Source organism: Dolomitihabitans soli, from assembly GCF_022213955.1.
Taxonomy (GTDB): domain Bacteria; phylum Actinomycetota; class Actinomycetes; order Streptosporangiales; family Streptosporangiaceae; genus Streptosporangium_A; species Streptosporangium_A soli.
Genome location: NZ_JAKNTW010000042.1, coordinates 42,816 through 57,409 on the forward strand (window position 1 = coordinate 42,816; position 14,594 = coordinate 57,409).

14 protein-coding genes are annotated in these 14,594 nt (G+C 68.7%); 7 read left to right on the plus strand and 7 right to left on the minus strand.

Features of this window, described 5'->3' with window-relative positions; genetic code table 11:
• Positions 1-87: 87 nt before the first annotated feature.
• From MBA17_RS45160 to MBA17_RS45175, 4 genes are all read right to left on the minus strand, one after another.
• The gene (locus tag MBA17_RS45160) at positions 88-1,878 is read right to left on the minus strand and encodes an ABC transporter permease (protein WP_238504764.1); all 1,791 of its coding nucleotides are present in this window, start codon (positions 1,876-1,878) and stop codon (positions 88-90) included.
• A 5-nt stretch (positions 1,879-1,883) separates the two neighbouring features.
• Positions 1,884-2,624, minus strand: coding sequence for an ABC transporter ATP-binding protein (locus tag MBA17_RS45165; protein ID WP_238504765.1), 741 nt, complete (start codon positions 2,622-2,624; stop codon positions 1,884-1,886).
• A complete protein-coding gene (locus MBA17_RS45170) occupies positions 2,621-3,133 on the minus strand; it encodes a PadR family transcriptional regulator (protein ID WP_238504810.1) in 513 nt (170 codons plus the stop codon). The genes MBA17_RS45165 and MBA17_RS45170 overlap by 4 nt, the downstream gene beginning before the upstream one ends.
• Positions 3,134-3,320: 187 nt before the next feature.
• Positions 3,321-5,429, minus strand: a complete 2,109-nt coding sequence (locus MBA17_RS45175; RefSeq protein ID WP_238504766.1) for a transglycosylase domain-containing protein — start codon at positions 5,427-5,429, stop codon at positions 3,321-3,323.
• 343 nt (positions 5,430-5,772) lie between these two features.
• Between MBA17_RS45175 and MBA17_RS45180 the strand changes: the two genes are divergently transcribed.
• From MBA17_RS45180 to MBA17_RS45195, 4 genes are all read left to right on the plus strand, one after another.
• Positions 5,773-5,979 (plus strand): hypothetical protein, encoded by a 207-nt coding sequence (locus MBA17_RS45180; protein WP_238504767.1) that lies wholly within the window; start codon positions 5,773-5,775, stop codon positions 5,977-5,979.
• A 94-nt stretch (positions 5,980-6,073) separates the two neighbouring features.
• On the plus strand, positions 6,074-6,574 hold the full coding sequence (locus MBA17_RS45185; RefSeq protein WP_238504768.1) for a hypothetical protein: 501 nt from the start codon (positions 6,074-6,076) through the stop codon (positions 6,572-6,574).
• Positions 6,575-6,798: 224 nt separating this feature from the next.
• A complete protein-coding gene (locus MBA17_RS45190) occupies positions 6,799-7,971 on the plus strand; it encodes an NAD(P)/FAD-dependent oxidoreductase (RefSeq protein ID WP_238504769.1) in 1,173 nt (390 codons plus the stop codon).
• A gap of 292 nt (positions 7,972-8,263) precedes the next feature.
• Positions 8,264-9,085: a nitroreductase/quinone reductase family protein gene (locus tag MBA17_RS45195; protein ID WP_238504770.1), complete on the plus strand. Its 822-nt coding sequence runs from the start codon at positions 8,264-8,266 to the stop codon at positions 9,083-9,085.
• Positions 9,086-9,432: 347 nt separating this feature from the next.
• Here the strand turns inward: MBA17_RS45195 and MBA17_RS45200 are convergent, their stop codons facing one another.
• A complete protein-coding gene (locus tag MBA17_RS45200; RefSeq protein WP_238504771.1) occupies positions 9,433-9,840 on the minus strand; it encodes a MerR family transcriptional regulator in 408 nt (135 codons plus the stop codon).
• 49 nt (positions 9,841-9,889) lie between these two features.
• On the opposite strand from MBA17_RS45200, the gene MBA17_RS45205 reads away from it, so the two are divergent.
• Complete coding sequence (locus MBA17_RS45205) at positions 9,890-10,774, plus strand: NAD(P)-dependent oxidoreductase (protein WP_238504772.1); 885 nt, start codon at positions 9,890-9,892, stop codon at positions 10,772-10,774.
• A gap of 292 nt (positions 10,775-11,066) precedes the next feature.
• On the opposite strand, the gene MBA17_RS45210 is transcribed toward MBA17_RS45205, so the two are convergent.
• Positions 11,067-11,774, minus strand: a complete 708-nt coding sequence (locus tag MBA17_RS45210; RefSeq protein WP_238504773.1) for a hypothetical protein — start codon at positions 11,772-11,774, stop codon at positions 11,067-11,069.
• A gap of 250 nt (positions 11,775-12,024) precedes the next feature.
• Between MBA17_RS45210 and MBA17_RS45215 the strand changes: the two genes are divergently transcribed.
• Positions 12,025-12,570 carry an NUDIX hydrolase gene (locus MBA17_RS45215; protein ID WP_238504774.1) on the plus strand — a complete coding sequence of 182 codons (546 nt, stop codon included), beginning with the start codon at positions 12,025-12,027 and terminating at the stop codon, positions 12,568-12,570.
• A 243-nt stretch (positions 12,571-12,813) separates the two neighbouring features.
• On the opposite strand, the gene MBA17_RS45220 is transcribed toward MBA17_RS45215, so the two are convergent.
• Positions 12,814-13,737: an AraC family transcriptional regulator gene (locus tag MBA17_RS45220; protein WP_238504775.1), complete on the minus strand. Its 924-nt coding sequence runs from the start codon at positions 13,735-13,737 to the stop codon at positions 12,814-12,816.
• Positions 13,738-13,806: 69 nt separating this feature from the next.
• On the opposite strand from MBA17_RS45220, the gene MBA17_RS45225 reads away from it, so the two are divergent.
• A complete protein-coding gene (locus tag MBA17_RS45225) occupies positions 13,807-14,580 on the plus strand; it encodes an SDR family oxidoreductase (RefSeq protein ID WP_238504776.1) in 774 nt (257 codons plus the stop codon).
• The last annotated feature ends 14 nt before the right edge of the window (positions 14,581-14,594 follow it).

Below are 14,594 nucleotides of genomic sequence, written 5' to 3' on the forward strand. Positions count from 1 at the left end.
GCAAACGCTGGTGAGGCGGATGAGGTCTGCGGGGTTGTGCGGGCCTCGGCCCGCTGAGCGCTGCCGATGCCTGTTGAGCGGGGCCGATCACGCTGTTTCGGCGCTGAGGGCCTGTGCCACGGGCCGGCGCGCCGCCAGGCGTGCGGGCAGGGCGGTGAGTGCCGCCGTCGCCAGGAGAGTCGCGAGTACGGCGCCGAGCAGCCAGGAAGAGGGGGGTACGGTCCATTTCCCGAGAGGGAACATCGAGTACAGGCCGATGCCCAGGGGAACGCCGATGATGGCGCCGGGCAGGCTGGGCATGAGCTGGGCGGTGGACAGCCCCGCGGAGATCTGCCCGGGGGTGGCGCCGAGCGTACGTGCGATGGCCATGTTCGCCCGGGCCTCTATGGCAGTGGTCCAGGTGAACGTGATGGTGTTCACGACGGCGAGTGCGATCAGCAGGATGGTGACGGCGAGCATCAGCCGGCGGTCATGCTCGCCCCGCAGGTTGGGCAGGGCGGAGGAGCCATCCAGGCCGTAGCCCCTCTCCGGCTGGGCGTAGAGGGTCAGCAGGGCGACGATCGCGATCACTGTGGTGGCGGTGGAGCACGCCTGCAGTACGGCGCGGCCCGGCCGGCGGGCGGTCAGCCGCAGCCCGAGCAGAAGCGGCGTGGGCAGCAGCGCGGACAGCGCGGTGAGCCAGGGTCGGTGACGGGGCTGGTGTGCGGTGGCGGTCAGCGCCGTGACGGTCGCCGTACGCATGGCCCGCAGTGTGGGACGCAGTGTGGACAGCACCGCCACCGCCACGGCGAGGACGGTCGCCGTGGCAACGGTGGCGCCGGTCAGCCCGGCGGCGTCGCCGATCCGGCTGGCGGTGGGGTTGGCGATGGCGGGCACGGTCAGGCGGGCGATCACCAGCCCCAGCGCGTCCCCGACCAGCGCCAGCGCCAGGTACTCGGTGAGCAGGACGGTGGCGATCAGGCCCGGGGCGGCGCCGACGGCCTTGAGCAGCCCGGCCCGGCGCGTCTGCTCGGCGGCGCGTCCCGCGGCCAGCGCGGTCACTCCGGTGATGGCCAGGAAGCTGAGCAGCCAGCTACCGACGACCAGGATCGGCTGGCTGGAGTTGAGGATGCGGGTGTCCTGCTCGGCCTTGAACTGCCAGGTATGCAAGTTCACCCTGGCGGTGGAGATGTGGTGGGCGTCGCTGAAGGCCTCGGTCGCGGCGGGGTGGCGCAGCTTGAGGTCCAGGGCCATGGTCACCGGGAGATCGTGGGACGACGCCAGGGCCTGGGCATCTGATCGGGTCATCCAGGCCAGGCCGCTGTAGTCGCTGGGGCCGCCGCCAGGGCCGATCTGCGCCGCCCAGGGGTAGATGGAGGTGGCCGCGGTGACGGCGATCCCGACGACGGGGTACGGCCGGCCGGCGATGGTGACGTGGTCGCCGACGCTGATGCCCAGCGCGGTGGCGAAGCCGCGTTCGAGGACCGTGCCGCCGGAGCGTACCCAATGACCCGAGGTCACCAGCGGCCGGTTGACCGTGCCGGGCGTCTCGGCGAAGCCGTGCACCACCACTGGGGACGACGTGGAATCGCGCGTGGTGAGGTCGGCGTAGACGATGCGATAGGGGCCATGGTGGGCGATTACTTCGGGAGCGTTCGCCAGCGAGGTCAGGGCCGAGGTCACGGCGGGGCCCGTGTCGCCGGAGAGTGCCACCACGTCCGGCCCGGCGGTGGCCGCGCGGGTCTGCTCGTACAGCGCCTCGCTCACGCCGCGCAGGGACAGACCCAGTGTCATCGTGGCGGTGGCCACGGTCACCGCGAGCAGGAGCATCACGGCCTGGACCTTGTGCCGCCGCACGTCAGCCAGCACCAGACGCACGACGAGCACGAGAGAGCCCATGACGTTCAGCCCTCCAGCCCGATCAGTCCGCCGAGCCCGCGTGTGTGGGAGCCGGACAGCCGGGTGTCGTCGACGAACATCCCGTCGCGCATCGAGACCAGCCGATCCGCCGTGGCCGCCACCCGCTCGTCATGCGTGACGATCACGAAGGTCTGCCCCGTGGAACGCAGTTCCTCGAAGATCCTCAGCACATCGAGGGTCGCCGCAGTGCCGAGGTTGCCGGTCGGCTCGTCGGCCAGGACGACCAGCGGGTCGTTGACCAGCGCGCGAGCGACGGCGACCCGCTGACGCTGCCCGCCCGACAGTTGCGACGGCAGATGCCGGGCGCGCGCGGCGAGCCCGACCCGTTCCAGCAGCAGGCTCGCGCGCCGCCTGGCCTGGCGGCGCGAGCGCCCGGCCAGCAGCGCGGGCAGCTCCACGTTCTCGGCCGCCGACAACTCCTCCACCAGATGGAAGGCCTGGAAGATGTACCCCACCGACTGGCGTCGCAGCCGCGCCAGGGCCCGCTCGCTCAAGGTGTCGATGCGCCGCCCGGCCACCCAGACCTCCCCACCGGTGGGCCGTTCCAGGCCACCCAGCAGGTGCAGCAGAGTGGATTTCCCGCAGCCGCTGGGCCCCATCACCGCCAGCATCTGTCCTTGAGGCACCTCCAGGTCGACCTCATCCACCGCGCGGACCCGGCTCTGCCCCTGACCATGCGTCTTCACCAGGCCGCAGACCCGGACGGCGGCACTTGACACGTTCATCCATCCTCGACTTCGTCATCGACCTTGGACCAGGCCCGCTCACAGGCATCCAGCCAGCGCAGGTCCGCCTGCAACCGCAGCACGACCCCTTCCAGCAGCAGGCCGGCGCCCGACCCCGCCGGCTCGGCCAGCGCCGCCTGCTGCACCTCACGCAAGCGGCGCAGCAACTCACGGCGCTGCGCCGCCACCAGCTCCACCGGGTCGGCCAGCCGGGCCGCGGCGGCAGCGGCGAGCTTGAGATGAAACTCCGCCAGGTCTGGTTTCGGCCAGCCCACCTCGGCCAGCCAGGCGGCCACCCGTTGCTGCCCGGCCGGCGTCAGCGCATAGACCTTGCGCTCCGGCCGCTCGGGCAGGCCGTCCGCCCGCTCACAGACAACGAGCCCCGCTCGCTCCAACCGGGCCAACGTCACATAGATCTGACCACGGTTCATCGACTCGCCCAGCGGGCCAAGACTGCGCCGCAGCCGAGCGTGCAAGTGGTACCCGTGCGACGGTTCTTTGGCGAGCATCGCCAGCACTGCGTCTTGCACTCCAACCCCTAACGGTTAGCCAACAGATAGCGGTAGCCGTAAGAGGTGTCAAACGCCGTACGCCTGGCGATCACCACCGCCGGCTCGCAGGCCGAGGCAAGATCCCGGGACTCGACTCAAGAACCGCTCACCCTGCTTGCGCGGGTTCGGTATCGCACGCGGACCTTCAGCCGCCGCCGAAGGGCTGGGCGTCATCCGTAATGGTGGGATCGTCGTTGCCGTTCAGCGTCTCATCTCCGCCGTTCCCGAACGGGTCGTCATCACCGTCGAAGTCGCCGTCGTCCGGGCTGCTACAGGCCGGGTCGGCGAAGCAGGCGAGGTCGTCGTCTTCGGACGGGTCCTGGGTCGGCTCGGGCGTCGGCTCGGGCATCGGCTTCTGCACCAGGTCGTGCGTCTGACCGCCGAAGGCGGGCGCCGGGAACGGCTCGACCGGCTTGTCGGCCATGGCGATCGTCATGAAGTCACGCCAGATCTTGGTGGGCGTACCGGCACCCTGGATGTTCCCGAGGGAGACCTCCTTCTTCAGGGGATGGCCGTTGGCGTCCTTGATGACCTTCCTGGTCTTCGGGTCGGTCTGCGGGATCTCCTTGTACATCCCGACGGCCGATGAGAGCTGCGGGGTGTAGCCGACGAACCAGGCCTCCTTGTTGTCGTTGTTGGTGCCGGTCTTGCCGGCGATCGGACGTCCGCCGGGCAGCGAGGTGCCCCTGGCGGTGCCGTACTTGACCACCTGCTGCATCGCGTAGGTGGCGTCGGCGGCGGTGTCCGGGCTGATGACCGTCTTGGGCTGGCCGGCCTCCCTTATGACGGTCATCCCCTTGAACGTCTTGACCGAGAGGACCACGTGCGCGTCGTGGTGGACGCCGCCGTTGGCGAAGATGCCGTACCCGGCGGCCTGCTTGACCGGGGTGACCAGGCCGGCGCCGATGGACATGCCGTACGCGTGGTCCTTGATGGCCTGCGCCAGGTCGTCCTTGTCGATCCCGGCGCCCTCGGCGATCCTCTCGACCTCGTTCAGGCCGACCTCCTGCGCCATCGTGGCGAACGCCGTGTTCACCGATTCGGCGGTGGCCCGGTCGATCTGCACGGCAACTCCCACGTCGTGCGAGTTGCCGATCGGCTTGGTGCCCGGCAGCGTGACCGGTCCATTGCCGGACACGTAGCTCTTGAGGCTGTAGCCGTTCTCGAGCCAGGCGGCCAGCACGTACGGCTTGAAGGCCGACGCGGCCTGCTTGTAGGCGTCGAAGGCGTTGTTGGTGAAGCCCTTCAGGTAATCGTGGCCGCTGTAGAACGCGACCACCTGGCCGTTGCGCGGGTCCACGGCGGCCATGTTCGCGTGGATGTGCTTGTCGTGGACGGCGGTGAGGTTGGTCTCGACCGCCTTCTTCGCGGCCAGCATCAGCTTCTTGTCGAACGTCGTCGTGACGCGGTAGCCGCCGCTGCGCAGCTTTTCTTTGGAGATCTTCCGCTTCTCCAACTCGCGCTGGACGATGTCCACCATGTAGCCGTTGATGCCCTTGAGGGTCTCTTTCTTGTCCGGCCTGGCCAGCTTGGGGAACGTCGCCGTCTTGGGCAGGTGCCCGTACTTCGCCGGGTCGACGATCGCCATGCCGCCGGTGACGTAGGTGAACCGCTCCCGGGTCGGTGCCCAGTTCTTCTCCGCTTCCGCCCGGTCGAACGCGTCCGGGCGCTGGATCCGGCCCGCCAGGTAGGCCCCCTCGGCAGGGGTCAGCTTGTCCACGTCCGTGTCGAAGAAGGCCTGAGCGGCTGCCTGGATGCCGTCCGCGCCACGGCCGAAGTAGATCGTATTCAGATAGTTGGCCAGGATTTCGTTCTTCGACATCTCCTTACCGGCGCGGATGGCCACGAAGATCTCCTTGACCTTCCGCTGGAGCGTCCGCTCCTGGCTGAGGCCGTCGTAATAGCCCCGCGCCATCTCCTGCGTGATCGTCGAGCCGCCCTGGACCTGCCGGCCGGTCACCGTGCTCCACACCGCTCGCATGATGCCCGACACCGAGATGCCCGGGTCGGTGCGGAACGTGCGATTCTCCGCGGCGATGAAGGCGTCCTGCACATGCGTCGGGATCTTGGCGATCGGGACGATCTCGCGCTTGGTGCCGAGTCGCGCGATCTCGGTCTTGCCGTCCCGGTAATAGATGATGCTGCCCTGCTCGACGGCGTGCTGCTGGGTCCCCAGGGGTAACGGGGTGTTGGCGTACGCCACCATGATCATGCCGAAGAGACCCGCCACCAGGACCGTGACGCCGAGGACCACGATCTTCCAGCCGGGGATGAAACGCTTCCAGCCGGTACGGCGAGAGCCGCCGCCGTCCCCGTCCGACCACCCACGCCCGCCGCCGGGACCGTCGTCGCCCGGCCCGCTCAGCCCGCTGCGACCGCCTTGGTCACCTCGTCCCCGGCCACCGGACCTCCGTGACCCGGAGCGTCCTCCTGTACCGCCCGGACCTTCTGAACCGCCAGGCCCCCCGGCGCCGCCGGCGCCGCTCCTCCGCCGTAGGTGGCACCCGTGCGACGGTTCTTTGGCGAGCATCGCCAGCACTGCGTCTTCCACCCCATCCCCTAACGGTTAGCCAATAGATAGCGGTTAGCTATAAAGGGTGTCAAACGCCGTACGCCTGGCGATCCGGGCATGGCTGCCCCCGCACCGGCTTGGCCTGACGCTGCTGGTGAACGGCACGGAACTGGCCACCCGCCTGCCCAGCGGATTCATCCGATGGCCGGCCGACCTCCCTGCGCTCTTCTCGGCTACACCGGTTGGCGCGTTCGCCCAGCTCACACGAACGCGGCCGCCGTACCAGCAATGAGCTTTGATATCGTGCTTGATGCCTCCCCTGACCGAACGCGATCAAAAGTGCGTTCGAGACCCTGCTGTATCGGAGACGAAACGGGGGCATGGTCGTGAAGGCTCTGCTGAACTCGTTGACCGAGGTCGAGATGGACTTGGTGCGAGAAACCGACAGGGAGAAGCTGGCCGCGCTGGACGAGGATGAGCTCGTCGAACTGCACACGCGCATACGTCGCGCGCGTAATAAATACGTCAAGCTGTACCGGCGAGGAGCCAGCGCCCGGGTAGAGGAATTCGGCGGTCGCGGCACCGCACGACCGAAGAATCGTCGCAATGCGCAAAAGGCCGAAGTGTTCGAAGACGCGCTGGCCAGAGTAAGCCGCCACCTCGCCACCGCGGCCAGGCACAGCGCCGAGGAACTCAAGGCCGAACGGCTGGCCGCGGCACGTCAGCACCAGACCATTCCGCCACCCAGAGCGGCAAGCGGCAGGACGTCCCATTCAACGACGAGCCAGCTGGCCGATCGCCGCCCGGATTCAGCGGCTCTGCGCCGCCGCCAGGCCAAGACGTTGGCGGCCGGTGCGCGCCGGCAGGCCAAGCGCGACAGCTCCTGAGCGACGTCGGCCGTCCCGTCGTCAACGGCGCTCACCTGGTCGCACCCGTCCGCGCCGGCCTACCTCGGGGCGCTGACCCTGCCCAACGCCTCCGGCCTCGACGGCGAGCTCCTCATCCACGTCGGCCGCCGGTTCTACTGCTACCTCTCGGCAGAGGAGCAATCCACGGTCTCGAGTGTGGCGACGGTGTGGAGGTATGGGGCGGGTAGCGTGCAAACCATCGTATGGATGAGGCATCGCCCCTACCGTCGCAAGATATGCAGACAGTGGATGTACTGGTCGTGGGTGCGGGTCTGGCCGGCCTGCGCACAGCCCGCCTGCTCGCGCGACGGGAACTGAACGTGATGGTGGTCGACCGTCGCAGGTCGCTCTCGACGGGCATCCGCACGACCGGGATCTTCGTTCGCCGCACCCTCGATGACTTCGACGTGCCGGATCACCTGCTCGGGCCCGGTGTCCGGGACGTGCTGCTGTATCCGCCGTCGCGGCGGGCACCGATCCGGCTCACCAGTGACCGGGACGAGTACCGCGTGGCCGACATGGCTGCCGTCTACGCGCACGCGCGCCGCGAGGCGGAGTCGGCCGGGGCACGGGTCCTTTTGGGCGTGCGGTATGTCGATGCGTCGATGGGTTTTGTGCGGTTCGTGGGTGCGGAACCGGTGAAGGCCCGGTTCATCGTCGGCGCGGACGGCGCCCGCTCCCGAGTGGCCCGTGATCTCGGCCTTGATGTCAACCGGCGTTTCCTCGTCGGTGCCGAGCTCGTCCACCCGATCGCGTCGGGCACGACCACCCCGGCGTTCCACTGCGTGCTGGACCCCCGGGTCGCTCCGGGGTACCTGGGGTGGGTCATCGACGACGGCCGGCATGCGCACATTGGCGTCGCGGGATATCCGAACGCGATGAGCACCGGCATCCGCCACCTGCTGGACGCCTTCGCCGCGGATGCGCCCGGCAGTACACCGCCGACCGGGCCGGTCGAGCGCCGAGGTGGTCCGATCCCGGTCGGCGGTGTGCTGCGACGGTTGGCGTGCCCCGCCGGGCTACTGGTCGGAGACGCGGCGGGCGCGGTGTCGCCGCTGACGGCCGGTGGGTTGGACCCCTGCTTGCGCATGTCTGAACTGGCCGCGGCGGTCACCGCCGGGTACCTGCGTACCGGCGACCAACGCATGCTGAGCCGGTACGACGGGGACGCGTTGCGGACCCGGTTCCGAGGCCGGTTGTTGCTGCGCCGCGTGTTCGCCGGCATCCGATCCCCTGCCGCGGCGGAGGTGGCGGTGACTGCGCTACGCGGTCGTGCCGGTCGTGCCATGGCGGCGCGGATCCTGTTCGGCGACGGCTCGTTTCCCGAAGTCAACCCACGGCTCGCGGACCTGGCGGTCGACCACCCCTACCAGTAACGCCTGTAATAGAGCGGGCGCACAGACAGCTCGGTACCTGATCGATGGAACCATGCCTCTTGGCTCCGGGCTCGGCGGGACGTCCGGCCCTCCTAGAGATCGCCGGCACGCAGGTATGTCACTTTTGTGGAAAATATTCTGATGAAGTAGCGTGACCTGTGTGACTGCCGGGTCGGCCTTGGGCCACGCACCAGAGAGCAGCCCGGCTGACGCTTGATCGCCGGGCGGGCCCGCGGCCCGCCGTCTTCTTCTCCATTCAGTACGGCACAGCAGGAACCACCAATGGAGAAGAATGGATTTCAGCAAGCAGGTCATCGACGAGTTCCGCGCCAACAACGGCCAAGTCGGTGGCCATTTCGAGGGAGCGAGGCTGCTCCTGCTCACCACCACGGGCGCCCGCTCGGGCAAGCCGTACACGACCCCGCTCGCCTACCTGCCCGACGGCGTCAAGTGCATGCTGGTCATCGCCTTCGCCGGGGGAGCGCCGAACAACCCGGCCTGGTACCACGATCTGCAGGTCGACCCGCGCGCCACCGTGGAGACTGGCGTCCTCGTCTTCGATGTCGAGGCGGAGGTCCTGGAGGGCGCCGAGCGTGACGCGGCGTTCGCCCGCGCGGTGGAAGGCGACCCCGGCTGGGCCGACTATCAGGCCAAGACGACGCGCCCCATCCCGGTCGTCGCACTTCGCGTGACTGGTCCGCCCCGGGATAGCGCACCGTCGGGCGGTGCATACCTCAAACTGGTGCACGACGGCTTCCGCCGCGAACTCGCGCTGATCCGCAAGGAGCTGTCCGATTCAGGACGGCCAGGCCTGGGCGTGCAGCTAAGGATCAATTGCCTGACCGTCTGCCAGGGGCTGCACCATCACCACACGGGCGAGGACACCATGATGTTCCCCGGCCTGGCCGAGCAGCATCCCTCGCTCGCTCCGACCTTGGAACGGCTGGCCAAGGAGCACGAGCGCATCACCGTACTCCTGGAAGAGCTGAAGCAGGCCCTTTCCGGTGAGGATCCGCTGAAGGTACGGGCCGAGATCGAGCGGCTCGTCGATGAGCTCGAAGCGCACCTGACGTATGAGGAGGAGCAACTGATCCCGATTCTCGACCTCGCCTGAAGCCCGAGGAATCGGGAAACGATCTCGAACCAGCCGGGAAGCGGGCGGGCGGTCGCGGGCGGAGGCTAGGGGGCGCCGCATTGCCTTCCGGGTCGGCGAGGACGACCCACGGAGCTTCGGCGGGTTGGCCGATGTCGATGTGGGTGGCGCCGAGGGCGGTGAGGCGTTCCACTGGTAAGGCGAGGACGGTGCCTCATCCGGCCCGCCACCGCCATGGGTGACTGGGGGTCGTCGTCGCCGGAGCGTCTCGCCGCAGGCCATGCATGGAGAGATGCCCCCGCCTGGAGATTCTTGCGAACGGGGCAGGACGGGGACCCTGGGTTCCTAGCCGAAACCCAACAGATCGCTCAGGCGGGCACGGGCTCCTGGTCGGCATCGTCGAAGGGGGGATAGTTCTCGCCGGCCATTCGATCGGCCGCATCAATGTAGTCGGCAAGAGCGTCGCGGGACTGAGCGAGCCTGTCCATCTGATCGTCCAGTCGCTGCAGCCGTGACCGCATCGCGGCTAGCAACTCGGGACATCCGAGGAGCTCCGGGGCCTCTCCGACCGCACAGGGCAGCAGGTACGCGATGTCCTCAGAGGACAGACCTGCACCAAGCAGGTGCCGGATCTGCTTCACCCGCAGCACGGCGTTCTCGTCGTACTCGCGGTAACCGTTATGGCCGCGGTCTGCCTCCAGCAGACCCTGGGCTTCGTAGTAGCGCAACTGATGGGCGTTCACGCCCGTCCGACGACTAAGTTCCCCGATCAACATCGAAACCTCACTTGACCTTCACACCGGTATCAACGTTGACGATGCTGCCATGAACAGCAAAACCGATACACCCGTGACGGTCATCGGACTCGGACTGATGGGCCGGGCGCTCGCCGGCGCGTTCCTGAAAGCCGGGCATCCCACAACCGTGTGGAACCGCACAACCTCCAAAGCCGACCAGCTGGTGGCCGAGGGTGCACGGCTGGCGCCAACGGTTGGCGACGCGCTCAAGGCAAGTTCCCTGACGATCATCTGCGTCACCGATTACCAGGCCATGCACGAACTGCTCGGCGCGCGCGATATCGAGCCGGACGGCAAGATGGTGATCAACCTGACCTCGGGCGACTCGGCCCAGGCCCGGGAAGCCGCCCAATGGGCCGAGCGGCGCGGCGCCCATTACCTGGACGGCGCCATCATGGCCATCCCGTCGGCGATCGGGACCGCCGAAGCCGTGATTCTCCACAGCGGGCCGCAGTCGGACTTCGAGGCGCACAAGTCAACGCTCGACGCGCTCGGCACCGTCACCTACCTTGGTGCGGACCATGGGCTGGCGTCTCTGTATGACGTGGCCGGCCTTGCCATGATGTGGAGTGTCCTGAACGCCTGGCTTCAGGGCACCGCTCTGCTCAGGACGGCCGGTGTCGACGCCGCAACGTATGCGCCGTTCGCGCAGCAGATCGCTGCCGGTGTGGCCCAATGGCTGCCTGGGTATGCCGAGCAGATCGACAGCGGCTCCTTCCCGGCCGGGGTGTCGGCCCTGGAGACCGACGCGCGGGCGATGGCACACCTGATCGAGGAGAGCGAGGCGGTGGGCGTCAACGCCGAACTGCCAAAGTTGATCAAGGCGATGGCCGACCGCTCGATCGCCGCCGGACACGGTGCGGAGCAGTATCCCGTGCTGATCGAAGAATTCAGCAAACCCCGCAACGACTGACCGATCCCGATACCGGGATTTCAGCGGTCTAGAGAAACGATCATCACCATCCCGGGAAGCGATCTTCTAGGGCTCTCACCCACCCCAGGTCAGACCCGCTCGTGACCCCCCGCCCGGGCCGTTCTTGAAACGGCCTGACGGGATCCCGTCCGCTCATATTGATCGGACGGGATTTCGTGTTTCCGGGGTCTCGAGGCCGCTGGGTGAGCCGGTTTCTGGCTCAAGTAGGGGCGTGCGCCGGGTTATCCCGGTACTCCAGGCAGAGCACGCCGGCTGCGCGATCGCGAACCCCCTACGCGGGGTCCGCCCTGACCAGCCGCAGGAACGCCTTCAGCCCCGTGATCACCTCCTGGTTGTCGCTCAGCCCGTCCACGGTCTCGTCGAAACGGCGGGTAATGAGTGTCATGCGGCGGCCCAGATCGTGGTCGGCCAGCGCCAGCCCCCTGTCGGCGGCGGTCAGTTCTTCGATGCCCCTGCGCAAGTTCTGCGTGATCGTCTCCAGCTCCGCCACCCGGTCGCGCAGGGCGATCACGTCCACGCGCGGGTACCGTACCTCCTGCCCGAGGGTCCTGACCCTCTCGCGCAGATGCGAGGTGTACGCCGCGATCGGCCGGAACCCGGTCGCCAGCAGGTAGAACCCGGCAAAGTAGTAGCCGATCTGGGCCCCGGAGAAGTAGGTGACGACCGCGATCACCGCGGCGGACACGACGTGGCCGGAGATCGCGAGCGCGAGCATGCGCCGGGCGATGTGCCGCGCCTCGTCCTCGCGGTGCCGGGCCACCTCGATACCGGCCTCCCTGGACACCTGGACCTCGTGGAGGACGTGGCGGGCGGCGAAGCACAGGTTCCACGGGATGGTCAGGACGACGACCAGCCAGAGCAGGCAGACCGCCCCGGCGCCCAGCGACAGGAGCGTGGACAGCGCCACACCCGCGTAGAGGATCAGCCAGACGGTGAGCAACGTGACGATCAGGGACGCGAGGAGCAGCCACCATTTCATGGGCTTCAGGATGCGGTGATGTCGCGTATGAGCACGAGCGCTCTACTACTCAAATCCGGCCTGAGCATCCCACGGCGCCTACTGGTCACGCTGTTGCTGAGCAACGCGTTCAACCGGGTCTCCCCGCGCCACTGCCGCGGCTGGAGCGTGAAGCCCGCCCGTGAGCGTGCGGGACAGGTTCGCCGCGCCGGAGGGCCTCCTGCCTCGGTACGCTTCAACGGCTCCCATCACGCGATCATGGAGGACGTCGGTGAAGAGGCTGATCGCGCGGCTCTGGCTCGGCATCCGCGGGCCGATCCAGTGGCGGCTGCTCTACCTGTCCCAGGCCAAGTTCATCGCCGGGGTTACCGGTGTCGTCCGCGACCGCGACGGCAACGTGCTGCTGCTGCGGCACAGATTCTGGCACGAGAGCCGGCAGTGGGGGCTGCCGACGGGCGGCGCGAAGCGGGGCGAGACCTTCGAGCAGACGGTCGTCCGCGAGGTGCGGGAGGAGACCGGGCTGGAGGTGAGCGTGGGCGAGCTGGTACACCTCAGGAGCGGGTTCCGGCTCAGGATCGAGGTCGCGTACGCGGCCGCGTACGCAGGGGGCGGCACGATGCGGCTGAACCCGATGGAGATCCTGGAGGCCCGGTGGTGCGCCCCCGGCGACCTTCCCGACGGGCTGTTGGAGTCGCACCGCCGCCTGATCGAGTCGTCAGGTGGGCAGGGCGGCCGCGGCGGAGAAGGCGGGGTCGAGGTGTGCGGTGTCGTTGAAGCGGCACAGGATCCACCGGCCCTCGGCCGGCACCAGGTGTGACACCGACCCGCTGTCGGCGCCGAGGAACGCGAACGGCCGCCGCCGCCTCGGCGAGGGCGGACGGCATCGTGCCCGCCGGCACAAGCAGGCTCAGCCTCCGGCCCCGCCGATCCCCGACAGCGCCCATGGGCGTGACCCCAAGCGGTGCAGGACTTCACGGAGTCCAGTTCGCCTTTTGCACGGCCTGGCGACTGGGCTCTGGCTGTCGAGGTCAGTGACGCCGGACACTCGGCTCACCGCCGGTTATGCCACACCGGCATGACGGCGGCGGTACTCGCCCGGCGTGGCGCCGGCCCAGCGTCGGAAGGCCAGGTGGAAGCCGACCGCTGAGCCGTAGCCGACCCGTTCGGGGATGACAGCCTGCGGGACTGAGGTGTTGGCCAGCAGGTGCGCGGCCTCGCGCATGCGGCGGCCGGCCAGGTGGCGAGCCGGTGAGTCGCCGACCAGTTCCTGGAAGGCGGCGCTGAACGCCGATCGGGACATGGACGCCTCCTGGGCCAGGGCGTCGATCGTCCAGGACTCCTGGTAGCGGGTGTACATGGCCGTCAGGGCACGGCTGACTCCCGGGTGACGCAGCGCCTTGGCCGCCGGCATGTCCATCGTGCGCAGCGCCGTCCTCAGCGCGAGGATGAAGACCATCTCGAACGCGCGCAGGGCGACCAGCCCGGCGCCGGGCTGATCGCCCTGCTCTTCGGTGGCCAGGCCGCGCAGCGTGTGGTCCAGCAGCGGCTCGCCGGCCATCGTGGAACGGTCGAGCACGATCACCGCGGGGAGGGTCTGGTACAGCGGTGAGTCGCCGAGCTCGTCGTAGTGCAGCCCCGCGCACAGGAATCTCGTGGCGACTCCCTGCCCGCCGAGCTGGGCGACGGTCTGGTCACCGACTTTGCGGTCGGGGATCACGCGATCCAGCGGCACCGTCGGTCCATCGGCGTCATGGGCGAGGGCGTGAGCCGTACCGCGGGGGAAGACGGCCAGGTCGCCCGGACCGAGTGTCACCGGCTGGTGGTGGGGCAACAGCGCGTGGCACTCACCGTCCACCACGTAGTGCAGTACGGCGCACCGCTCCTCATCGCTGTGCACTCCCCAAGGAGCTCTCGCCGACCACCGGCTGACGAACACTCCTCGCAACCGAAGCGGAGCGAGCAGCTCACTGAGAAGATCGGGCATGGACGTTCCCTAAATGGATCCAGCTATTGGTTAATGGATCGTACTGTCCCCGGCCGCAAGACTGGACCCATGAGATCAACACTTGTGCTGGGTGCCGGCGGCGCCCAGGGAGGCGCGGTGGCCCGACGGCTGACCGCGCAGGGCTACCGGGTGCGCGAGTTCCGCCGCGCCGTGGGGGACCTCGGTGTGGCCGAGGATGTGCGTAACGCCTTCGAGGGGATCACGCACGCCTCGGTGGTCCTGCCGATGGTCCACGATGAACACATCGTCGCCCGCTACGTCACCAACATCATCGATGCCGCCCGCTCGACCGGCGTCGAGCGGCTGGTGTTCAACACCAACACCACCATTCCGGACAAGCCCACCCAACTGCCGGGCTTCGAGACCCGGCGGGCCGCCCAGGAGGCGTTCCTCGCCAGCGGCATCCCCACGGTCGTGCTGCGGCCGCCGGCGTACCTGGAGAACCTGCTCGCCCCCGGCCTCCTCGGTACCGACGCCGTGTCGTATCCGCTGCCGCCTCACGTGCCGGTGTCGTGGCTCGCTCAGGCCGATCTGGCGACCGCCACGGAAGTGGCCCTGACGACGCCCGGGCTGGAAGGCAGGGTGCTCGACCTGGGCGGCCCGGCCTCCTTGACCGGGCCCGAACTGGCCACCTCGCTGGGCGTCGACTCATACCGACCGCTGTCGCCGGCCTCGTTCGAGGCGATGGTCGGTACGGCTGTCGCCGACATGTACCGCTATCTGGCGACCGATGAGGGCGTTAATGTCTACGCCCCAGTCTCCGATCCCGCTCTCGGGATCGGCCTGACTTCGGTGGCCGAGTGGATGGCGGCCCGCTCGTGACACCCGCGGGGCTC

Bases quoted from the DNA above. Each gene is read 5' to 3' on its own strand.
- MBA17_RS45170 (WP_238504810.1), bottom strand. From the start codon at position 3,133: ATGCTCGCCAAAGAACCGTCGCACGGGTACCACTTGCACGCTCGGCTG.
- MBA17_RS45205 (WP_238504772.1), top strand. From the start codon at position 9,890: ATGAACAGCAAAACCGATACACCCGTGACGGTCATCGGACTCGGACTG.
- MBA17_RS45190 (WP_238504769.1), top strand. From the start codon at position 6,799: ATGGATGAGGCATCGCCCCTACCGTCGCAAGATATGCAGACAGTGGAT.
- MBA17_RS45165 (WP_238504765.1), bottom strand. From the start codon at position 2,624: ATGAACGTGTCAAGTGCCGCCGTCCGGGTCTGCGGCCTGGTGAAGACG.
- MBA17_RS45225 (WP_238504776.1), top strand. From the start codon at position 13,807: ATGAGATCAACACTTGTGCTGGGTGCCGGCGGCGCCCAGGGAGGCGCG.
- MBA17_RS45220 (WP_238504775.1), bottom strand. From the start codon at position 13,737: ATGCCCGATCTTCTCAGTGAGCTGCTCGCTCCGCTTCGGTTGCGAGGA.
- MBA17_RS45195 (WP_238504770.1), top strand. From the start codon at position 8,264: ATGGATTTCAGCAAGCAGGTCATCGACGAGTTCCGCGCCAACAACGGC.
- MBA17_RS45160 (WP_238504764.1), bottom strand. From the start codon at position 1,878: ATGGGCTCTCTCGTGCTCGTCGTGCGTCTGGTGCTGGCTGACGTGCGG.
- MBA17_RS45200 (WP_238504771.1), bottom strand. From the start codon at position 9,840: ATGTTGATCGGGGAACTTAGTCGTCGGACGGGCGTGAACGCCCATCAG.
- MBA17_RS45210 (WP_238504773.1), bottom strand. From the start codon at position 11,774: ATGAAATGGTGGCTGCTCCTCGCGTCCCTGATCGTCACGTTGCTCACC.